The organism is Enterobacter sp. ECC-249 (assembly GCF_043965265.1).
Taxonomy (GTDB): domain Bacteria; phylum Pseudomonadota; class Gammaproteobacteria; order Enterobacterales; family Enterobacteriaceae; genus Enterobacter; species Enterobacter quasiroggenkampii.
In genome coordinates, this window is record NZ_CP143660.1 from 3618422 (window position 1) to 3639182 (window position 20761).

General features: G+C 54.3%; 18 protein-coding genes. 8 read left to right on the forward strand and 10 right to left on the reverse strand.

From position 1 onward, the window contains the following. Positions 1 to 504, forward strand: a complete 504-nt coding sequence (locus V1587_RS17285; protein WP_371897260.1) for a YrhA family protein — start codon at positions 1 to 3, stop codon at positions 502 to 504. Positions 505 to 624: 120 nt separating this feature from the next. Here the strand turns inward: V1587_RS17285 and V1587_RS17290 are convergent, their stop codons facing one another. Next, positions 625 to 2058 (reverse strand): glycoside hydrolase family 32 protein, encoded by a 1434-nt coding sequence (locus V1587_RS17290; RefSeq protein WP_371897261.1) that lies wholly within the window; start codon positions 2056 to 2058, stop codon positions 625 to 627. Positions 2059 to 2074: 16 nt separating this feature from the next. After that, complete coding sequence (locus V1587_RS17295; RefSeq protein WP_119312181.1) at positions 2075 to 3316, reverse strand: MFS transporter; 1242 nt, start codon at positions 3314 to 3316, stop codon at positions 2075 to 2077. 238 nt (positions 3317 to 3554) lie between these two features. Between V1587_RS17295 and V1587_RS17300 the strand changes: the two genes are divergently transcribed. From V1587_RS17300 to V1587_RS17310, 3 genes are all read left to right on the forward strand, one after another. After that, complete coding sequence (locus V1587_RS17300) at positions 3555 to 4562, forward strand: LacI family DNA-binding transcriptional regulator (protein ID WP_371897262.1); 1008 nt, start codon at positions 3555 to 3557, stop codon at positions 4560 to 4562. 333 nt (positions 4563 to 4895) lie between these two features. Beyond that, the gene (locus V1587_RS17305; protein WP_014884533.1) at positions 4896 to 6272 is read left to right on the forward strand and encodes a diaminobutyrate--2-oxoglutarate transaminase; all 1377 of its coding nucleotides are present in this window, start codon (positions 4896 to 4898) and stop codon (positions 6270 to 6272) included. An 18-nt stretch (positions 6273 to 6290) separates the two neighbouring features. Next, complete coding sequence (locus V1587_RS17310) at positions 6291 to 7757, forward strand: aspartate aminotransferase family protein (protein ID WP_371897263.1); 1467 nt, start codon at positions 6291 to 6293, stop codon at positions 7755 to 7757. Positions 7758 to 7793: 36 nt separating this feature from the next. Here V1587_RS17310 and V1587_RS17315 read toward each other — a convergent pair whose 3' ends face one another. The 4 genes from V1587_RS17315 to V1587_RS17330 all read right to left on the reverse strand — a co-directional run bounded on the left by V1587_RS17315 (position 7794) and on the right by V1587_RS17330 (position 12154). Then, positions 7794 to 8309: a protein disulfide oxidoreductase gene (locus V1587_RS17315; protein ID WP_371897264.1), complete on the reverse strand. Its 516-nt coding sequence runs from the start codon at positions 8307 to 8309 to the stop codon at positions 7794 to 7796. Positions 8310 to 8385: 76 nt separating this feature from the next. Next, entirely contained in the window at positions 8386 to 10566 is a 2181-nt protein-coding gene (locus V1587_RS17320) for a polysaccharide biosynthesis tyrosine autokinase (protein WP_371897265.1), read from the reverse strand. Beyond that, positions 10566 to 11015, reverse strand: a complete 450-nt coding sequence (locus V1587_RS17325; protein WP_371897266.1) for a protein tyrosine phosphatase — start codon at positions 11013 to 11015, stop codon at positions 10566 to 10568. Before V1587_RS17325 ends, V1587_RS17320 begins: the two co-directional genes overlap by 1 nt. Then, positions 11015 to 12154 carry a polysaccharide export protein gene (locus tag V1587_RS17330; RefSeq protein ID WP_371897267.1) on the reverse strand — a complete coding sequence of 380 codons (1140 nt, stop codon included), beginning with the start codon at positions 12152 to 12154 and terminating at the stop codon, positions 11015 to 11017. Before V1587_RS17330 ends, V1587_RS17325 begins: the two co-directional genes overlap by 1 nt. A gap of 485 nt (positions 12155 to 12639) precedes the next feature. Here V1587_RS17330 and V1587_RS17335 point away from each other — a divergent pair, with 485 nt between their 5' ends. Both V1587_RS17335 and V1587_RS17340 read left to right on the forward strand, forming a co-directional pair. Beyond that, positions 12640 to 12972 (forward strand): RcnB family protein, encoded by a 333-nt coding sequence (locus V1587_RS17335; RefSeq protein ID WP_296235877.1) that lies wholly within the window; start codon positions 12640 to 12642, stop codon positions 12970 to 12972. Next, positions 12917 to 13402: a GNAT family N-acetyltransferase gene (locus tag V1587_RS17340; RefSeq protein ID WP_371897268.1), complete on the forward strand. Its 486-nt coding sequence runs from the start codon at positions 12917 to 12919 to the stop codon at positions 13400 to 13402. The genes V1587_RS17335 and V1587_RS17340 overlap by 56 nt, the downstream gene beginning before the upstream one ends. A gap of 95 nt (positions 13403 to 13497) precedes the next feature. Here the strand turns inward: V1587_RS17340 and apbC are convergent, their stop codons facing one another. Next, entirely contained in the window at positions 13498 to 14607 is a 1110-nt protein-coding gene (gene apbC, locus V1587_RS17345) for an iron-sulfur cluster carrier protein ApbC (protein WP_029740176.1), read from the reverse strand. 137 nt (positions 14608 to 14744) lie between these two features. Here apbC and metG point away from each other — a divergent pair, with 137 nt between their 5' ends. Beyond that, a complete protein-coding gene (gene metG, locus V1587_RS17350) occupies positions 14745 to 16778 on the forward strand; it encodes a methionine--tRNA ligase (RefSeq protein WP_045908657.1) in 2034 nt (677 codons plus the stop codon). Positions 16779 to 16885: 107 nt separating this feature from the next. Here metG and V1587_RS17355 read toward each other — a convergent pair whose 3' ends face one another. The 3 genes from V1587_RS17355 to V1587_RS17365 are packed head-to-tail and all read right to left on the reverse strand — an operon-like array spanning position 16886 to position 19801. Next, positions 16886 to 17356, reverse strand: coding sequence for a DUF1456 family protein (locus V1587_RS17355; RefSeq protein ID WP_023312442.1), 471 nt, complete (start codon positions 17354 to 17356; stop codon positions 16886 to 16888). 46 nt (positions 17357 to 17402) lie between these two features. After that, a complete protein-coding gene (btsR, locus tag V1587_RS17360; protein ID WP_024908144.1) occupies positions 17403 to 18122 on the reverse strand; it encodes a two-component system response regulator BtsR in 720 nt (239 codons plus the stop codon). Continuing rightward, positions 18116 to 19801, reverse strand: coding sequence for a LytS/YhcK type 5TM receptor domain-containing protein (locus V1587_RS17365; protein WP_371897270.1), 1686 nt, complete (start codon positions 19799 to 19801; stop codon positions 18116 to 18118). Before V1587_RS17365 ends, btsR begins: the two co-directional genes overlap by 7 nt. Before the next feature lie 217 nt (positions 19802 to 20018). Here V1587_RS17365 and mlrA point away from each other — a divergent pair, with 217 nt between their 5' ends. Beyond that, a complete protein-coding gene (gene mlrA, locus V1587_RS17370) occupies positions 20019 to 20759 on the forward strand; it encodes an HTH-type transcriptional regulator MlrA (protein WP_048224086.1) in 741 nt (246 codons plus the stop codon). The last annotated feature ends 2 nt before the right edge of the window (positions 20760 to 20761 follow it).

Genomic DNA, 20761 nt, shown 5'->3' on the forward strand with positions numbered 1-20761 from the left:
ATGATGGAAAATAACATAAATGATATTCTTATCGAATTAAAAGGAATAATGGATAAATGGGAGTATCCAGTAGAAGCCCCTATCAAAGATTCATTTCTTGAAAGCATAAAAAATAGAGAGTCTAGCAATACTCTAAATCCGATGTTACAGACTTTAGGTAATGAAATTGACTTGTTATTTACAAATCAGCCTGATTATGTAAGTTTTTTAAAGTTTATGGATGGATTTGAATATAACGGATTAATCTTGTTCAGTCTTTCTATACCTGAACCATTCGTTAGAAATTTATTTGTTATGAACGATTTTTATAGAGATAATGATGATTATATCAATCCTGATCTTGCTCAGAGACTAGTGATCGGAGAAGATAGTATTTCATTATTTACTTATGATACTAAATCTAATTTATTTGAAATTAGGGATAATGTTGGTACAGAAAATGTTTTTGATTCATTTGATAACTTCACTTATTTTTTAAAAGAGATCCTTGATACTGTCGCATAGTCTGTGGATGGGGGACTTGAGAGTCCCCTTCTTCTAAACTGTCCATATTATATAATAATCTAACATTAACGTAGCCCCATTTGTATGGGGCTTTATTTTGGCTCGTGACTAAATATAAATTTACTCTAACTGCCACGCTCCGCCATGAATAAGCGACGCTCCCCCCGTCCAGGCAAATAACGCCAGCTCGCGGCAGTCTGCATCAGGATAGATACGGCTGCTGAGGCACGCCTCACCCTCGTTAACAAACACTTCCACAGACGAGCTATCAAAGAACAGGCGCAGGCTGAGCGCGTCGTTCAGGTTAAGCGCAACGCTTCGGGTACCGCACAGGCCATACTGTGGATAGTGTCGCTCCAGCACCAGGCGCTGCATCTGTGCATCAACATAGAGGCGTAGCCCGTCGCCGAGACGAATGCCGTATTGCTCCGCGCTGCTGTTCGCGCAATCCCATTGCAGAATGACCTCCATCGCATCGCAGTGTTCCACCAGCGTCATCTGCTGGTTATTAAGCGTACTTACCGGCCAGGGGAACCAAGCCCCGCGCAGGGTTTCAACTTCTCTGGCCGGCCGCATTTGCAGATGATTATCCGCACTCAGCGTCAGCTCGCGAGGTAAGGAGAGCATGCCCGCCCAGCCATCGTCCTGTTCCGGCAGCGGAGATTCCCACATGTCCAGCCAGCCGATGACGATGCGTCGACCATCCGGCGTCAGGAAACTTTGCGGCGCATAAAAATCATGCCCGTAATCCATCTCCACAAATTCACCTTCACGCACAAAGGGCTGACCGGGCTGCCATTCACCTACCAGATAGCCACTCTGGAAAAGATTGCGATTTTTAAAGCCGTCTGCGGTCAGCCCCTGAGGAGAGAACATCAGCACGCGTTTGCCACTGAGAGTGAAGAGGTCCGGGCATTCCCACATATAACCCATCTCTTTTTCAGCCACCGCGAGCACGCCCCAGTCCTCCCACTCGCGCAGGTTGGCAGACCGGTACGCACGCACCTGGCCCGTATCACCCTCTCGCGCGCCAACGACCATGTACCACCACTCCCCTTCACGCCATACTTTCGGATCGCGGAAGTGATGCAGTCCAGGCGGTGTGTCAATGACGGTCCCATGGCGCACAAAGTGGATGCCGTCACGGCTGGTTGCCAGGCACTGAACCTGGTAGAGATTAGCCTCATCGCCGGGATCGCCGTGGAATTTGTGGCCGGTGTAGATTAGCGCCAGCGTGTCGCCATCCACCACCGCTGAGCCGGAAAAACAGCCGTCCTTGTCGTCTGGTCCTTCCGGTGCCAGCGCAACCGGGAGATGCTCCCAGTGAACTAAATCTTTGCTGCGCGCATGGCCCCAGTGCATCGGACCCCACTGGGTCGAATACGGATGATGCTGATAAAAGGCGTGATACCAGCCGTCAAACCAGACCAGACCATTTGGGTCGTTCATCCAGCCAGCGCGTGCAGCGAGGTGGTAACGCGGATACCAGCGCAAGTTAAGCCCTTCGCGTCTGGACTGTAGTTCCTGTTCTGCTTTCGCGATTGTATACGTCATTTCTCTACTCTTTCGATCAGATGGTGGATGGTTGCGGCATAAGCGGGTCAGAAGAAGACTTACCCGAGCGCAACAGGAAGATGGAGATAAACGTGGTGCTGAAGACCAGTAGCCCCATGATGAGATAGGACTGGGCAAAGCCGTATTTCTCATAGCTGTAACCTGCCAGCGGCGACAGCACCGAGGCAATCACCGAGCTTGTACAGGCAAAGCCCACCAGATAGAGGGTGGAAGAGAGCCGCTTATCAAAATGCAGGCTGTTGTATTTAAAGATGGAGACCAGCAAAACGGGCAGTTCAACCGCGTGCAAGAGCTTGGTAATGGAGATCAATACCGGACCCTCAACCAGACCCGATGCCACCATACGCATCGCCATCACCATTCCGGCGAAAATCAGGCCGTTTTTCGCACCGAGGCGATTCACCAGCCACGGGGCGCAAAACATACCCGCCGCCTCAAGGAAAACCTGGAAGGAGTTGAGATAGCCGTACATGGCGTTCCCTTCCTGTAACGTCGGGAACTGGGACGAGAAATAGACCGGGAACTGCTGGTCATAAACGCCATAAATACAGGTGCCGATAACGAAAAACACCAGCGCCCAAAAGCGCGGCAACGTCAGCAGGCGCAAGGCATCTTCCAGCGTGACCTTACCGCCGGACACCGCCTCCTGCATGGCGTGCGGAGCGGAAGAGACCCTGAGGCGCGCCAGCAGCACAAAAAACACCAGCCCGGCGCAGCTCGCCACCGCGAAGTTCAGCTTCGGGTTAATGTTGAACAGGAGCCCTGCAAAAAAAGTTGCCGCCGCCCAGCCAAGCGATCCCCACATCCTTGCCTTGCCAAACTCAAACTGGCTCTGGCGGGCCACGCGCTCGGTATAGGACTCCAGCACCCCTATTCCGCCGTTAAACGTCAGCCCGATATAAATCCCGCCGAAAATACTGCCGAGCAACACGTTAATTTGCAGCAGATAACCAAACAGCAGGAAGGCCGGACCGGAAAGAATGAGCAGGCTGGTCAGAAACCAGAGCAGGTTTTTTCGCAGGCCGAGCTTGTCCTGAATGAAGCCATAGCAGATTTGCGCGCACAGCGCGGAGACAGAAAGCACGGCATAGATAACGCCGGTATCCCCCGCTTTTAAGCCCACTTCCTGATGAAGCCAGATGGAGAGCAACGAGCCGGAAGAGGACCACGTGACAAAAAAGAAAAACAGTAATGCGCTTAATAAAGGGTAGCTGTGAGAGTGATGCGTTTTCATCATGACATTCTCATGTTGGAGTAATGACGCGATGGTAACGTTAACATTTATCCTTTCTCATGCTGTTTGGTAAAAATTTAAGATGTTAATCACGAAAGTTAACGTTAACATCAAGAGAGTGAGATCGCGATCAAATATTTATCACTGAGGTAAGCCTGACCTGGCCCGTGCATTAGCCTTCCTTTTACATCAGCGACTTAGTTGTATACCCTTTCACACAGAGCATTAACGGAGTAAGAAAATGGCTTCCCTGAAGGACGTCGCAAAGCTGGCAAACGTATCGCTGATGACGGTCTCCCGCGCGCTGAACAGCCCGGAGCGCCTTAAGCCGGAAACGCTGGCGCGCGTTCAGCTGGCTATCGAGCAGACCAGCTACGTGCCAGACCTGTCCGCCAAGAAAATTCGCGGCGCGCATGCCTCGCCGAAAACCATAGGCGTGCTGGCGCTCGATACGGTGACGACGCCTTTCTCGGTGGACATCACGCTGTCGATTGAAGAGACGGCCAGAATGCACGGCTGGAACAGCTTCGTGATGAATATGTTTACCGATGACAACCCGGATGCCATTGTCGACCTTCTCCTCTCGCATCGGCCTGACGGAATTATCTACACCACCATGGGGTTACGTCAGGTTCCTCTCCCGGCCAAACTCCTCACCCTTCCCTGCGTGCTGGCCAACTGCGAAAGCGACGGCGAAAAGGTCGCCAGCTATATTCCAGATGATGAACAGGGGCAATATACCGCCGTGCGGGCGTTACTCTCGGAGGGTTATCGCCAACCTCTCTGCCTGCATCTGCCTGAGGGGCATCTGGCCACAACCCGACGTCGTCAGGGGCTGGAACGTGCATGCCGTGAAGCGGGGCTCGATCCTCACAGCCTGGTACACAGCTATATGGCGTTCGGGGACGAGCACTATCGTGATATCCCGTCAGTGTTGCTGGCGCACATGCAGAATGGCATTCCCCGGTTCGACTCCGTTATCTGCGGCAACGACCGTATCGCGTTTATGGTGTACCAGACGCTTCTGGCGCAAGGGCTTCGCATACCGGAAGATGTCGCGGTAATCGGCTATGACAATATGGTGGGTATTGGGGAGTTGTTCCTGCCTCCTCTCACGACGGTTCAACTGCCACACTATGAAATTGGTCGCCTGAGCGCCTTGCATATTATTAACGGTGAAGAGCATCAGAACATCACGCGCGTTGAGAGTCCTTTTTTAATGCGTAATTCCGTTGTACTTGCATCATAAGCACCGTTTTTTACACATGACACAGGAATAGAGAGAGCCAGCCTCCTTTTTTGCCATTCGATGGCACGTTTTGTCACACTCTTTTCTGGGACTTTACACACGGGATAAACAGCCTGTAACAGGCTGTTTTTATTTGGCATAAATTGCAATTTTCATTTTATAAATGGGGATATTCTCTCCCTACAGCCCCGTGTCACAAAACAGTAAACAAATTAACCATTGAGCCCCGTGGCAAAAGGCTCTATATTGGCGGCGTTTTTTTCAGGCCCCCATCTGTTTTTTAACTTTTTATTCAATCGTGGCTCATAACGAAGCGGCGGTTGTAGGAGTGATATGATGACGGATAAAGTCCGTATTGACACCGTAGATGCCCACAAAAGCAACGAAACCTATCTGGCCCGTCAGGCCGAGTTTGAATCTAACGTCAGGAGTTATCCGCGCAAACTGCCTTTAGCCATCACTAAAGCAGAAGGCGTGTGGATCACCGATGCAGACAATAAAGAATACCTTGACTGTTTAGCAGGCGCGGGGACCCTTGCGCTTGGCCATAACCATCCTGATGTGCTGAAAAGCATCCAAAATGTCATTACCAGCGGCTTGCCGTTACATACCCTGGATCTGACTACGCCTCTGAAAGACGCGTTTTCTGAATACCTGCTCTCTCTGCTGCCTGGTCAGGGCAAAGAGTACTGCCTGCAGTTCACCGGTCCATCCGGTGCTGACGCCGTTGAAGCGGCGCTGAAGCTGGCGAAAAAAGTCACCGGCCGTAGCGGTATCATCAGCTTCTCAGGTGGTTACCACGGCATGACCCACGGCGCATTGTCCGTGACCGGCAACCTGTCTCCTAAAGAAGCGGTTGACGGTATGATGCCAGAAGTGCAGTTCATGCCTTACCCGCACGAGTACCGTTGCCCACTGGGTATCGGTGGTGAAGCGGGCGTGAAAGCGCTGACTTACTACTTCGATAACCTGATCAACGACGTTGAAAGCGGCGTGCGTAAACCTGCTGCGGTGATCCTGGAAGCGGTTCAGGGCGAAGGCGGCGTGAACCCGGCTCCGGCTGAATGGCTGCAGCGCATCCGTAAAGTGACTCAGGAACACGGCATTCTGCTGATCCTCGACGAAGTTCAGGCTGGCTTTGCCCGTACCGGTAAATTCTTCGCCTTCGAACACGCTGGCATTGAGCCAGACATCATCGTGATGTCTAAAGCAGTGGGTGGCGGTCTGCCGCTGGCCGTGCTCGGTATCAAAAAGCAGTTCGATGCATGGGCACCAGGTCACCACACCGGTACCTTCCGCGGCAACCAGCTGGCGATGGCAACCGGTCTGACGACGCTGAAAATCCTGAAAGATCAGAACATTGCAGGCAAAGTGGCTGCACAGGGCGAATGGCTGAAAGGCCAGCTGAAAGAGATGGCGAAACGTTATCCGGTTATCGGCCACGTGCGCGGTCTGGGCATGATGATCGGTATTGAGATCGTTAAGCCACACGAAGCCGCTGACCACATGGGCTGCTTCCCGGGCGACGGCGAGCTGTCTGCACTGATTCAGAAGAAGTGCTTCGAAGCCGGTCTGATTCTGGAGCGCGGTGGCCGTAACGGTATCGTTCTGCGTCTGCTGCCTTCTCTGCTGATCAGCGATGAAGAGCTGAAGATCTTCCTGGATAAATTCGAGCAGGCACTGCTTGCTGCGGGCGTTCGCCCGGCGTAACCGGAGTTGTTGATTACGATGTCTGATTCAAACCCAATTTTGTTCTCCTCTGCGCAGAGCATTGAAGCTTACCAGCAGGCGATTGAACAAAGCACTCAGGCTGTGATGCAGTGGCTGAAACAGCCTGAGATGTACCAGGGCAAAACGGTCGCGGAACTGCGCGACCGTATTAAGCTGGATTTCAACCCGAAAGGGTTGGGCAACGAAGCGGCGATTGAACGCGCCGTCGAGTTCTTCCTGAAAGACAGCCTGTCCGTTCATCACCCGCAGTGTGTGGCGCACCTGCACTGCCCAAGCCTGGTGGTAAGCCAGGCGGCGGAAGTGCTGATCAACGCCACTAACCAGAGTATGGACTCCTGGGATCAAAGCCCGTCCGCAACCATCATTGAGATCAAGCTGATCGAGTGGCTGCGTACCCGCGTGGGTTATCAGGCCGGCGACGCAGGTGTCTTCACCAGCGGCGGTACCCAGAGCAACCTGATGGGCCTGATGCTGGCGCGCGATGCGTTCTTCGCGCGTCAGGGTCACTCCGTTCAGCAGGACGGCCTGGTGGGCGATCTGCGTAAAATCCGCGTGCTGTGTTCCGAAAATGCGCACTTCTCCGTGCAGAAGAACATGGCGCTGATGGGTCTGGGCTACCAGTCCGTAGTGCAGGTGAAAACGGACGAATTCTCCCGTATGGATCTGACCGATCTGGCGGCGAAAATTGAACAGTGCAATGCGAACGGCGAGCAGATTCTGGCCATCGTCGCGACGGCAGGTACCACCGATGCCGGTGCTATCGACCCGCTGCGTGCGATTGCAGAGCTTGCCGCGAAGCAGAACATCTGGGTACACGTTGATGCGGCCTGGGGCGGCGCGCTGCTGATGTCTGAGCAGTATCGTCACTACCTGGACGGCATTGAGCTGGTGGATTCCGTAACCCTGGACTTCCACAAGCAGTTCTTCCAGACAATCAGCTGCGGCGCGTTCCTGCTGAAAGAAGCGCGCCACTATGAGCTGATGCGCTACCAGGCGGCCTACCTGAACTCTGAGTTCGACGAAGAGGCAGGCGTGCCAAACCTGGTGTCCAAATCTCTGCAGACTACCCGTCGTTTCGACGCGCTGAAGCTGTGGATGAGCCTGGAAGCGCTGGGTCAGGAACAGTACGCGGCGATCATCGATCACGGCGTCACGCTGGCACAGCAGGTTGCGTCCTACGTGAAAGAGCAGCCTGCTCTGGAACTGGTTATGCAGCCACAGCTGGCAAGCGTCCTGTTCCGCTTCCGCGGACAGGTCCAGATGGACGACGCGGGTATCGCCCTGCTGAACCAGAAAATTGGTGATGCGCTGCTGGAATCAGGCCGTGCAAACGTCGGCGTGACCGAGCATAACGGCGTGACCTGCCTGAAGCTGACGCTGCTGAACCCAACCGTGACGCTGGAAGATATTAAAATCCTGCTGTCTCTGGTTGAGCGCACCGCGCAGGAAGTTCTGGCTAAGTAATACAAAACCCCTCTTCCGCCGGGAGAGGGGTTATTTTTATACGCCTGCCCACCACATCCTTAATTTTAATCCCCAGTAGCTCGTCCAGCCCGTCGTTGTACCCACCACATTTCCCTTCGACACAACCACCAGCGTTGGCGTGACGCTCACCTGCCACTGCTGCGACAAATCACCGTTTGCATCGTTAATCACCGGCATTTTCAGCTGTTTCTTATCAACCCATCGCTCAAGCTTTGCGTTGTCTCCGGAACGCATGGCGATACTCACCACGTTCCCGCCCTCTTCTGCCAGTTGATTAACCGAAGGCGTTGTGTAGCGGCAAATGCTACACCAGGTCGCCCAGATGTAGATCAGCAGCGGGCGATCCTGGCTGAGCGCCGCGATATCGTGCATCTTGCCGTCAATGCTCTGCATTGGGGTTGCGCTAAAGGTGGCGGGCAGCGTCGGCTTCCGGTACCGATCCACGGCCCACACCACGACCAGCGTCAGGAGAACGAGGATGATCCCTTCCCGCACCCAGCGGCGCAGTCGACTCATTTTGCGGTTTTCCATTGTGACCTCTTGATTTAACGAAGGTCATCTTAGCGGGCAATACACCATCACGCTGTAAAGAAGTGTCGCGCCAGGTTTACTCCTGGGTATAACCGTAGTCGTAATAGCTATATCCCGAGTTGTAATAGAGCACGGCAGATTTCACGATATCATTGAGGATCGCGCCATTCACCTGCACACCCATTTGCTGCAGACGCTTCAGGCAGTTCTCGATCTCCTTTACGCTGGTTTTACCAAAGCGGGCGACCAGCAGCGTGGTAGCCGCTGTTCTGGCTATCAGCAAGGCATCCGTTACGGCAAGCACAGGCGGGGTATCGACGATAACAATGTCATACAGTTTGTCCATCTGAGACATCACGACCTGGAAGCGTTCACTCATGAGCAGCTCAACGGGATGCGAAGATTGGGGTCCGCAGGTCAATACATCAAAACCGCCTTTCTCGACGCGTTGAATTGCCTCCTGCCACTCAACGACTCCGCCGAGCACGCAGGATAATCCCCGATGATTGCTCAGTTTGAAAACATTGTGGACATATCCCTTGCGCATATCCGCATCAATAAACAGCACTCGCTGTCCGGCCTGAGCGGCAATCGACGCCAGTGACGTACTGACCAGCGTCTTTCCGCAGTCCTGCGTGGGGCCAGACACCACGACGATCCGGTTTGTGGCCTCCATCATGGTAAAATGCAGACTGGTGCGCAGCCCGCGCACCGCCTCGACAAACATATCTGCCGGACGGTCAACGGGCAGAAAAGGAACGTTCGACGTCCTGTGCCTCCAGTGGGACGCAAACAGGGTTTTCCTGCGCAGGTGCGTTTTTTTCCAGAGCCATACCGAGCGCGGAAGCGTCGCCAGAAGCGGTATCCCCTGCAATTCCAGTTGTTCAGAAGAGGTAATGCCCCGATTAAAGGCTGAACGCACTAAAACCATTCCGGCAGAGAGCATCAACCCCATCAGCATACCCAGTATGATAATGAGCGCTTTGTGCGGTTTGATCGGATCTGGCTTCGCTACGGCCGGGTCTATAATCCGCACGTTCCCGATAGCGCTGGAGCGCGAGATACTCAGCTCTTGCTGACGCGTCAGCAACTGCAGGTATATAGTACGCCCGGATTCAACGTCGCGACTCAGCCGTAAGATCTCCTGCTGCGTGGAAGGCATGGTTGAGACTCGATTATTCAGGCGCGCACGCTCCCGCTCAAGCGTTTGTTTCTTCTCCGTCAAGGCACGGTAGGTGGGATGGTCCTTTTTGAAAAGCTGTGAAACCTCTGCTTCGCGGAACGTCAGCTCGTTAAGCTGGTTTTCCACGTTAACAACCTGATCAAGGACTGACTTCGCTTCCAGAGATAAGTCGACAGAATCGCGTTGCTCTCGGTAGGCATTCAGTCGCGCTTCAGCTTCATCCAGTTCCCGGCTGATCTTAGGTAATTGCTCCTGTAAGAACGTGAGGCTGCGGGAATCTTTCGCTTCCTGGCGCGCAATATTCTGGCTGAGAAAACTATCAGCAATGGTATTAAGTACCGTGGCGATCCTGGCGGGATCTTCACCCATTAATGTTAATGCGATCATACCGCTCTGTTTCGCCGACTCAACAACCGTAAGCCTGTTCTGAATGGCGTTGATCGCGTCAAGCCTTGTGACGGTTTCGAGGGTAAACTGGGTGCCTGGTTCCGCGCGGAGGGATGTTACCAGAAGCGATATTCCGTCTTTAACCAGCGTTTTCCCCACGATGCCGTCTGCTTCAAGGTTTTTACCCTCAAGACGATACCGCCCTTTCTCCTGTACGGTAAGTAATAGCTTTTGTGGCTTTCCTTCCAGAAGGGGAATAGCCAGCGCGCCAATCTTTATTTCATCGGATTTACGTCCCCGCACGTATTCCCACAGAGGCCCGATGACAGGAAACACGCGTCGCTTAACGCTGTACGTCAACCCTAGTTGATCAACGGTCTCTCCCAGAATCATCCGCGATTTAAGGAGTAAAAGTTCCGGCGCGACCTCTGGCGAGAGATCGGACCCGAACGGGGGCAGGTTCTTGAGCAGCGAGTTACTTTGTCTGGCTTCTACCTGCACCAGGGCATCGGCCTGATAAACTGGCGTGGCGCTGAACGCGTAGATACCCGCGCATACGGTGAGCAGGAGCGTGACACACGCGATAGTCACCCGGTTATCAACCATCTCAGCAAGCAACTGAAGAAGATCGATTTCATTATTCTGCGGTGTCGCAGCACTATTTTTATCTGATTTAGAAGACGACATTACGGCTTCATTCCTTGTTGACTCAAACGACGAGCCCATTCCTGACTGGCTTTCCCCAATTGCTCGAAAACATATTCATAGACTTCGCGACTTTTGTGATACGGGTCGGGAATGTCCCTGGTTTCCAGCCATTGTCCAAAGAGTAGCGATTTTCCCCGGTTCTCCGGGGCCATAGCGGCTATGTAACGGAGATGTTCCGGCTCCATCACCAGAATCAAATCGGATTTTTGCAACAGGCTGCGCGTCACCTTGCGGGCAACATGACCTTCCAGCGAAACACCATGACGCCGGGCCACAGCCTGCGCAGCTGCATCCGCCGGGCGTCCTTCAAGTCCAAAAATACCTGCTGAGGTCACCTGCTTGCCAGGCAATTGCTGGCGCAACAGCCGCTCCCCCATCGGTGAACGGCAAATATTGCCGGTGCAGACCACTAAGATTGACTGGAACATTATTGCGGCCACGATCTGATGTAACGAACGGTTTCAGTCAGGTCATGTACGCCACTGATAGTAGGCACCAGCTGCGATATCACGCGATTCCACCGGGATAACGGTGAGGTGGTGACGTAGACAATGTCATACGGCTCCAGCTGGAATTCCGTACCCAGCACCATGGCTGAAGCATCTTCCGCATTTAGTTGATAGATATTGGCGATTTTGTCCGTGCCGCCTTTCTTAAATACCTGTCGAATAACAAAAATGCCGGTTGCATCGGCCATATTTTGGTTAAGCCCCCCGGCATTCCCCAGGGCTTCGGCCAGCGTCATGCCGCTACGATCCATCTTAAGCGTGCTCTGCTTGACCACCTCGCCCATCACGAACACTTTCAGCGCGTCGTTCCGGGGAATAAACAGGATATCGCCAGGATAAAGCAGCTTGTTTTGGGTCAAATCGCCATTCTGCATCAGCGCATAGAGCGAAAGGCGGGAGTCCTTGCCATCATGCGTGAGCACGACGTTACGCCAGTCGGCATCCGCAGAAAGACCGCCAGCGGCGTTAACCGCATCCATCACCGTCAGTGGAATATTGGTTATGGGCTGTTGGCCCGATTTTTCGACCTCTCCGGTGACATAGGCTTTTTGGGAACGGAAGGCGGCAATGCTGACGTCCACCTGCGGGCTCTCAATGACTTTATCCAGTCGCGCTGTAATCTCTTCACGTACCTGTGAAACTGTTTTTCCCGCCACCCGCAGCTTACCGACGTAGGGATAAAAGAGCGTACCATCGGCGTTGACCCAGTTGCCTGCATCGCTCGCACTACGATATTGTCCCGCGGGCGTCGTTAATTCAGGGTGATCCCAGACGGTGACCGTCAGGATGTCGCCTGTGCCTATACGGTATTCCCAGTTTTTGATCTGCTCATCCAGATTAGGATTCGCCTGAGATTTTGATACGGTCGGACGCAGCTTTTCAATCAAACCCGGCGTTAGTGGAAAAACTTCTACGCGCTTATCAAGCTGATAATTGGCGTCTTCTGCAGAAATGACTTTTTTCCCGGATACACTTAAGTTCTGGCCGGGGGAAAATACACACCCTGTTAATTGACTAACAGTAAGAAATAAAAGCGAAAATACAGTTGTACCTTTCATTATATAAAAATTTCTTTTTAACGTTGCGTTTATCGTCAGGCTTGCGAAGAGGTCTCACCTAACTTTATGAAATTTAATTGCTTATTCTTCTGCAATATGAAATTCTGGCATAACAAAACATGACCAAATTGCTCTCTAAAAAACAAAAGCAATACTCAGCCCTGTAATAAAACGGAAGTAAGCCCGCTTCACTCAAAAACAATATTAAATCTTCTTTAATGGTAAAGCATTCGCATAGCAGTCCAATTTTGACGTGAAAATTCCTTTTGAGAATTGAGTAGCGAAATAATAAATTTTAAAAATATAAAGCGCAGGTAATATTCACCACAATGATAGACATCTTCCAATTCGACTACACAAAACCGTCCACTTTTGTTACATTTTTTTTCAAACATACCCTGCGTTGATACTTAAAATGGACTGTCTGCTCCGCTTTGCACGACCCGCAGACGAAAAGTATCTGTCACGATATCACTGGAGAAAAAATGGCTAAGCGTAAATTGCTGCTTCTGGGTGTATTACTGTCTCTGGCGGGATCTGCATTCTCTGCCCCGCAACCGGCCGCTGCCCCCTCCGGCATCAAGGCCTACGAAGAACAAGAGTTCATCGCTGACTTCACGAAATTCAAGATTGGCGACACGGCACCGGCGCAGTATCAGACGCCCGAGTACACCATCAAACAATACCAGCTGCGTAACCTGCCGGCTCCGGATGCCGGAACCCACTGGACCTACATGGGTGAGAACTACGTGCTGATCGGTGATGCGGACGGCAAAATCTACAAAGCCTATAACGGAGATATTTTCTATCACCGCTAATACCATTCTGATCCGCCCCTGGCAGGAAATCGATCGCCCTTTCCTGCGCACGCTTTTCCTCCACGCCCGGCGTGAAGCCTGGCCATGGCTGGACGGTTCAGACTGGCAGCTGGAAGACTTTGACGCGGCGACCCGTGACGAAGTGATTTGGGTTGCCACGCAGAACGGCCATCGCCTGGGTTTTGCCTCCGTCTGGACGAACGATAATTTTCTTCACAACCTGTTTGTGGATCCGCAGTATCAGAACCTCGGGGTCGGGAAGTTACTCCTGGAACAGGTTCAGAAGACCTTTACCAGTACGGGTTCGCTTAAGTGTCTGGTGAAGAATGCGCGGGCTGTCGCGTTTTACCAGCGGCACGGCTGGCACATTGAGGCGACGGGTGATTCTCCGGAGGGAGAGTATTATTTGATGCACTATCGGTTGGGTTAAAGTCGGGTGGCGGCTTCGCCTTACCCGACCTACGTGATGGTGCCACTTGTAGGCCGGGTAAGCGAAGCGCCACCCGGCAATTCTACGCTAAGGCGTTACACCGCGCGGAACGCGATTTCCCCTGGGATGATTTCGCCCTGCCAGTAGAGCTGCGCCGCAACGCGTCCCGCCAGCTGACGATACATCTCTGCAAATTCGCTGTCCGGACGGCTGACAACCGTCGGCTTGCCGCTATCCAGATCTTCGCGCAGGGTAATGTGCAGCGGCATCTGTCCCAGCAGTTGGGTGTGATACTTCGCGGCCAGTTTTTCTGCGCCACCCGTACCGAAGATAGGTTCGTGGTGACCGCAGTTGCTGCAGATGTGCATGCTCATGTTCTCCACGATACCGAGCACCGGCACTTCCACCTTCTCGAACATCACGATGCCTTTCTTAGCGTCGATCAGCGCAATATCCTGCGGCGTAGTCACGACGACCGCCCCCGTCACCGGAATGTTCTGCGCCAGCGTCAGCTGAATGTCACCGGTGCCCGGCGGCATATCCAGCACCAGATAATCCAGATCCGGCCACATCGTCTCCTGCAGCATCTGCAGAAGCGCTTTACTGGCCATCGGGCCACGCCAGACCATGGCGTTATCGTCAGTCACAAGGTAACCGATGGAGTTGGTCGCCAGACCGTGGGCCATGATTGGCGCCATGTGGGTCCCGTCCGGCGAGGTTGGGCGCTGGTTTTCCGCGCCCAGCATATTCGGAATAGACGGACCGTAGATATCCGCATCCAGAATTCCGACCTTTGCCCCTTCCGCTGCCAGCGCGAGCGCCAGGTTAACGGCGGTAGAGGATTTCCCTACTCCACCCTTGCCCGAGCTGACGGCAATGATATTTTTCACGCCGTTCACGCCAGGCTGGTTTTTCACGCGCTTCAGCGTGGCGATGCTGTGGCTCAGCTTCCAGTCGATCGCCTTCGCACCGGTAATGCGCAGCAGCTCAGAGCTGGTCTGCTCTTTCAGCGCGTCAAAGGCGCTGGTCCAGACGAACGGCATCTGCAGCTCAATGTGCAGCGTATCGTCCAGCCAGGCAACGTGGTGTAACGCTTTCAGCGTAGTGAGATTATGCTTCAGGGTTGGATGCTGAAAGTTAGCCAGCGTCCCGGCGACCATTGCTCGTAAGGCTTCCGGTGATTTGGCCTGGGATTGAGAACTCATCCCGACTCCTTTGTTCTTGTGAATAAGACCTTAGATGAACAAGTTTACCTGAAAGGCCGTGGTTTGTGCTTACTTAATAATGCCCCTTTTGGTAATATCAAAAACCCTTTTCACAGTTAAAAGAAGTAATGCCTACTATGACTCAAGTCGCGAAGAAAATTCTGGTAACGTGCGCACTGCCGTACGCCAACGGCTCAATCCACCTCGGCCACATGCTGGAGCATATCCAGGCTGATGTCTGGGTCCGTTACCAGCGAATGCGCGGCCACGAGGTTAACTTCATCTGTGCGGACGATGCCCACGGCACGCCGATCATGCTGAAAGCGCAGCAGCTGGGGATCTCCCCGGAGCAGATGATTGCCGAAATGAGTCAGGAGCATCAGACCGATTTTGCTGGCTTTGACATTAGCTATGACAACTATCACTCCACGCACAGCGATGAAAACCGCGAGCTGTCGGAGCTGATCTACACCCGTCTGAAAGAGAACGGTTTTATCAAAAACCGCACCATCTCTCAGCTGTACGATCCGGAAAAAGGCATGTTCCTGCCGGACCGTTTCGTCAAAGGCACCTGTCCGAAATGTAAATCCCCGGATCAGTACGGCGATAACTGCGAAGTGTGCGGCGCAACCTACAGCCCGACCGAGCTTATCGAGCCGAAATCCGTGGTTTCCGGCGCCACGCCTGTGATGCGTGACTCCGAGCACTTCTTCTTCGATCTGCCGTCCTTCAGCGAAATGCTGCAGGCGTGGACCCGCAGCGGCGCCCTGCAGGAGCAGGTGGCGAACAAAATGCAGGAGTGGTTCGAATCCGGCCTGCAGCAGTGGGATATCTCCCGCGATGCGCCGTACTTCGGCTTTGAAATCCCGAACGCGCCGGGCAAGTACTTCTACGTCTGGCTGGACGCGCCAATCGGCTACATGGGCTCCTTCAAGAACCTGTGCGACAAGCGTGGCGACACCGTAAGCTTCGACGAATACTGGAAGAAAGATTCCACTGCCGAGCTGTACCACTTCATCGGTAAAGACATCGTTTACTTCCACAGCCTGTTCTGGCCGGCCATGCTGGAAGGCAGCAACTTCCGCAAGCCAACCAACCTGTTTGTTCACGGCTACGTGACGGTGAACGGCGCGAAGATGTCCAAGTCCCGCGGGACGTTCATCAAGGCCAGCACCTGGCTGAACCACTTCGATGCGGACAGCCTGCGCTACTACTACACCGCGAAGCTCTCTTCCCGCATCGACGATATCGATCTGAACCTGGAAGATTTCGTACAGCGCGTGAACGCGGACATCGTGAACAAGGTGGTGAACCTGGCGTCGCGTAACGCGGGTTTTATCGCCAAGCGTTTTGACGGCGTGCTTTCTGCAGAACTGGCCGATCCTGAGCTGTATAAAACCTTCACCGATGCCGCCGCTGCGGTTGGTGAAGCCTGGGAAAGCCGTGAATTCGGTAAAGCGATTCGCGAAATCATGGCGCTGGCCGATGTTGCCAACCGCTATGTGGACGAGCAGGCCCCGTGGGTTGTCGCGAAACAGGAAGGCCGCGACGCCGATCTGCAGGCGATCTGCACCATGGGGCTGAACATGTTCCGCGTGCTGATGACCTGGCTGAAGCCGGTACTGCCGCAGCTGGCAGCCCGGGCTGAAGCGTTCCTGAATACCGAACTGACCTGGGATGCTATCCAGCAGCCGCTGCTCGGCCACAAGGTGAACACCTTCAAGGCGCTGTACAACCGCATCGAGATGAAGCAGGTTGAAGCCCTGGTGGAAGCGTCTAAAGAAGAGGTGAAGGCGGCTGCGGCACCTGTTACCGGCCCGCTGGCAGACGATCCAATTCAGGAAACCATTACCTTCGATGATTTCGCTAAAGTTGACCTGCGCGTGGCGCTGATTGAAAACGCGGAGTTCGTGGAGGGTTCAGACAAGCTGCTGCGCCTGACGCTGGATCTGGGCGGTGAGAAGCGCAACGTCTTCTCCGGCATCCGTTCCGCCTATCCGGACCCGCAGGTGCTGATCGGCCGTCAGACCGTGATGGTGGCTAACCTGGCGCCGCGTAAAATGCGCTTCGGCATTTCTGAGGGGATGGTGATGGCCGCAGGCCCTGGCGGGAAAGATATCTTCCTGTTAAGCCCTGACGAAGGCGCGAAGCCGGGTCAGCAGGTGAAATAAGAAAAAAGCCGGAGATAATCTCCGGCTTTTTTTATGGCATTTTGTTTTCTCCCTCTCCCCGTGGGAGAGGGTCGGGGTGAGGGCATCAGGCCGCCCCCATTCCGCAATCACGCCTTCGGGTGATGCACCCGGTGGGTCAGCCCGCGCAGGAAATTACGCAGAAACTGGTCGCCGCACTCGCGGTAGTTTTTATGATCCGGCGCGCGCATCATGGCGGTCACTTCCGGCACGGATACGCGGTATTTTTGCTCGGTCATGATCGCCACGATATCGTCCGTTTTTAGCGAGAAAGCGATGCGCAGCTTTTTCAGCACCGTGTTGTTGTTCACCCGCCGCTCCAGCGCCAGCTCTGGTGCGGCCGGATCTTTGCCACGCTTATCGTAAATCAGGCCGTTCAGGAAACCCGACAGAATGATGTCAGGGCAGCGGACAAAGCCCTCTTCGTCTTCTTTGGTCATCCAGGTGTCGAAACCGGCAGACGTGGATTCCATGTCGGACAACGCAAGAATGCGCACCATGTCGTTATTGTTCGCTTTCAGGGTGTAGCGCAGGCTACGAAGAATATCGTTACTTAGCATAGAGCCTTCGAATGTCGATGATGCAATGGCGCGCAGTGTATCAGTTTTACAGGCCAATCGCCTCTTTCAAACTCTTCAGATAGCGACGGCTGACGGGTACCGTTTGCCCGGCACGCAGCACCAGCTCGGCCTGGCCGTTATCTTCCAGGCGGATCTCCTTCAGGTGCGCCATATTCACCAGGTACTGGCGGTGACAGCGAATCAGCGGCGTGCGGCTCTCCAGCGTGCGCAGGGTCAGCTCGGTAAACCCTTCGTTCCCCTCCGCGCTGGTGACAAACACCCCGCTCAGACGGCTGCTGACAAAGGCCACATCATCCATCTGCAGAAGATAAATCCGGCTGTGCCCGGTGCAGGGGATAAACTTCAGCGGCTGCTGGTTTTCCGGCAGCAGCGTGACGTCCTGTACGGTGCGCTCCTGGCGTAAACGGGTGAGCGTTTTTTCAAGGCGCTTCTCTTCAATCGGCTTGAGTAAATAGTCAAACGCGTGCTCCTCAAAGGCCTTAACGGCATATTCATCAAACGCCGTCAGAAACACGATGTAGGGACGATGTTCCGGGTCGAGCATGCCCACCATCTCCAGGCCGCTGATGCGGGGCATCTGAATATCGAGGAACAGCACGTCCGGACGCAGTTTGTGCACCGCGCCGATGGCCTCAATGGCGTTGGCGCACTCCCCCACAATCTCAATATCCGGCTGCTCCTGCAGCAGAACGCGCAGGTTTTCCCGTGCCAGCGGCTCGTCATCCACAATCAGCACTCTTAACATGCGTTTTCCTCCAGCGGCAGTCGTACGGTAATACGGGTAAATCGGTCAGGCTCGCAGGCGACGGTAATGCCACAGTCGTCGCCAAAATGGGCGCGCAGGCGTTTATCCACCAGGCTCATCCCCAAACCGCCTGAAGCGGAAGGCTGATAGAGCCCGGCATTATCTTCAATATCCAGCACCAGATGGTGATTAAAACTGCTGGCGGCAATGGTTATCTCCCCCGTTCCCAGAAGCTGCGATGTACCGTGCTTAATGGCGTTCTCGACAATAGGCTGCAGGGTAAAGGCCGGGAGATGCTGATACGCCAGCTCGTCCGGCACCGAGAGCGTCACCTGCAGGCGCGACTGGAAACGCGCCTGCTCAATTTGCAGATAGGCGTTCACGTGCTCAATCTCATCAGCGAGGGTCACAATCTCAGACGGCCGTTTCAGGTTCTTGCGGAAAAAGGTCGACAGAAACTGCACCAGCTGGGCGGCCTGATCGCTGTCGCGGCGGATCACCGCTTTGAGCGTGTTGAGGGCATTAAACAGGAAATGCGGGTTGACCTGGGCATGCAGCAGTTTAATCTCAGACTGCGTCAGCAGGGCTTTCTGCCGCTCATACTGCCCGGCGAGGATTTGCGCGGACAGCAGCTGAGCGATCCCCTCCCCCAGCGTGCGGTTGATCGAGCTGAACAGACGGTTTTTCGCCTCATACAGTTTGATGGTGCCCATCACCCGCTGATTCTCGCCGCGCAGCGGAATCACCAGCGTGGAGCCCAGCTTGCACTGCGGGTGCAGCGAACAGCGATAAGGCACTTCGTTACCGTCGGCATAGACCACCTCGCCGGTTTCAATGGCGCGCAGCGTGTAGGCTGAGGAGATCGGTTTGCCCGGCAGATGGTGATCGTCGCCGGTACCGGTAAAGGCCAGCAGCCGCTCGCGGTCGGTGATGGCCACCGCGCCGATATCCAGCTCCTTGTAGAGCACCTGCGCCACCTTCATGCTGTTCTCTTCGTTAAAGCCCTGGCGCAGTATCCCTTCGGTCGAGGCGGCGACCTTCAGCGCCGTGGCGGAAAAGGCCGAGGTGTACTTCTCAAACATGGCGCGCTTGTCGAGCAGAATACGCATAAAAAGCGCCGCGCCCACGGTGTTGGTTACCATCATCGGGGCGGCAATACTGCTGACCAGGTGCAGCGCATCTTCAAACGGACGGGCAATCAGCAGAATGATCGCCATCTGCGCCATTTCGGCCACAAAGGTAATGGCACCGGCCGTGAGCGGGCTGAAGACTTTATCCGGGCGACCGCGTTTTATCATATAGCTATGCACCAGCCCGCCGAGCAGCCCTTCCACGATCGTCGAGATCATACAGCTGAGCGCCGTCATACCGCCCATGGAATAGCGATGCAGACCCCCGGTTAAACCGACAAGGCCACCGACGACGGGACCGCCCAGCAGTCCGCCCATCACCGCGCCGATAGCGCGCGTATTAGCAATAGAGTCTTCGATATGGAGACCAAAATAAGTCCCCATGATGCAGAAAATAGAGAAGGTGACGTAGCAGAGCAGCTTATGCGGCAGACGGACGGTGACCTGCATCAGCGGGATAAACAGGCGCGTTTTGCTCATCAGCCAGGCAATGACCAGAAACACGCACATCTGCTGAAGCAACAGCAGCACCAGATTAAACTCGTACATACTCAAAACCGCACACGCTAAAAACGCGTAACATACACTGATGCGGGTTTACTTTCTTTGAAGCATCCCAAAAAAGCGCAAAATCGTGTCCGTTATCACACCTTTTTCTGAATATCGCGCATGCTTCGCATTGTTTGTTCAAAAATCAAACAATCCTTCCTGGTTCGCCAAAGTGAGTCTACAGTTAAGCTGGGGACGCGTAAGCCAGGGGGCGAATATGGCGCTTTACACGATAGGTGAAGTGGCACTCCTTTGTGATATCAATCCCGTTACCCTACGGGCGTGGCAGCGACGGTATGGATTACTCAAACCGCAGAGGACCGACGGTGGGCATCGCCTTTTCAATGAAGCCGATATCGACCGCATTCGCGAAATTAAAAGCTGGATCGACAACGGGGTGCAGGTTGGCAAAGTGAAGTCCCTTCTGAGCCACGACGACCCGGATACGCAGCATCTCTGGCGCGAACAGCAGGAAACCCTGCTGCGGCTCCTGCAGGCGGGCAATCTTCAGCGCCTGCGCGCATGGATAAAAGAGCAAGGCCGCGATTACCCGGCACAGACGCTGATCTCCCATCTTTTCATTCCGCTCCGTCGACGCCTGCAGTGCCAGCAGTCTACCCTGCAGGCGCTGCTCAGCATGCTCGACGGGGTGCTGATCAACTACATTGCCGTCTGCCTTGCCTCGGCGAAGAACAAAGCCGGAAAAGATGCGCTGGTAGTCGGCTGGAACGTACACGATACCACCCGCCTGTGGCTGGAAGCGTGGATTGCGACCCAGAAGGGCTGGCGCGTGGATGTCCTGGCGCACTCGCTGGCGCAGCTCAGACCTGAGTTTTTCGACGGCCAGACCCTGCTGGTCTGGTGTGGCGAAGTGCCGTCCGCCACGCAGCAACAGCTGCTGACGGAATGGCGAGAGAATGGTTACCCGGTTTATTCCCTTGGCCCGGATGAGCCATAACG

Excerpts from the sequence above, each read along its gene's own strand:
- V1587_RS17285 (WP_371897260.1), top strand. The coding sequence starts at position 1 with ATGATGGAAAATAACATAAATGATATTCTTATCGAATTAAAAGGAATA.
- V1587_RS17290 (WP_371897261.1), bottom strand. The coding sequence starts at position 2,058 with ATGACGTATACAATCGCGAAAGCAGAACAGGAACTACAGTCCAGACGC.
- V1587_RS17295 (WP_119312181.1), bottom strand. The coding sequence starts at position 3,316 with ATGATGAAAACGCATCACTCTCACAGCTACCCTTTATTAAGCGCATTA.
- V1587_RS17300 (WP_371897262.1), top strand. The coding sequence starts at position 3,555 with ATGGCTTCCCTGAAGGACGTCGCAAAGCTGGCAAACGTATCGCTGATG.
- V1587_RS17305 (WP_014884533.1), top strand. The coding sequence starts at position 4,896 with ATGATGACGGATAAAGTCCGTATTGACACCGTAGATGCCCACAAAAGC.
- V1587_RS17310 (WP_371897263.1), top strand. The coding sequence starts at position 6,291 with ATGTCTGATTCAAACCCAATTTTGTTCTCCTCTGCGCAGAGCATTGAA.
- V1587_RS17315 (WP_371897264.1), bottom strand. The coding sequence starts at position 8,309 with ATGGAAAACCGCAAAATGAGTCGACTGCGCCGCTGGGTGCGGGAAGGG.
- V1587_RS17320 (WP_371897265.1), bottom strand. The coding sequence starts at position 10,566 with ATGTCGTCTTCTAAATCAGATAAAAATAGTGCTGCGACACCGCAGAAT.
- V1587_RS17325 (WP_371897266.1), bottom strand. The coding sequence starts at position 11,015 with ATGTTCCAGTCAATCTTAGTGGTCTGCACCGGCAATATTTGCCGTTCA.
- V1587_RS17330 (WP_371897267.1), bottom strand. The coding sequence starts at position 12,154 with ATGAAAGGTACAACTGTATTTTCGCTTTTATTTCTTACTGTTAGTCAA.
- V1587_RS17335 (WP_296235877.1), top strand. The coding sequence starts at position 12,640 with ATGGCTAAGCGTAAATTGCTGCTTCTGGGTGTATTACTGTCTCTGGCG.
- V1587_RS17340 (WP_371897268.1), top strand. The coding sequence starts at position 12,917 with ATGCGGACGGCAAAATCTACAAAGCCTATAACGGAGATATTTTCTATC.
- apbC (WP_029740176.1), bottom strand. The coding sequence starts at position 14,607 with ATGAGTTCTCAATCCCAGGCCAAATCACCGGAAGCCTTACGAGCAATG.
- metG (WP_045908657.1), top strand. The coding sequence starts at position 14,745 with ATGACTCAAGTCGCGAAGAAAATTCTGGTAACGTGCGCACTGCCGTAC.
- V1587_RS17355 (WP_023312442.1), bottom strand. The coding sequence starts at position 17,356 with ATGCTAAGTAACGATATTCTTCGTAGCCTGCGCTACACCCTGAAAGCG.
- btsR (WP_024908144.1), bottom strand. The coding sequence starts at position 18,122 with ATGTTAAGAGTGCTGATTGTGGATGACGAGCCGCTGGCACGGGAAAAC.
- V1587_RS17365 (WP_371897270.1), bottom strand. The coding sequence starts at position 19,801 with ATGTACGAGTTTAATCTGGTGCTGCTGTTGCTTCAGCAGATGTGCGTG.
- mlrA (WP_048224086.1), top strand. The coding sequence starts at position 20,019 with ATGGCGCTTTACACGATAGGTGAAGTGGCACTCCTTTGTGATATCAAT.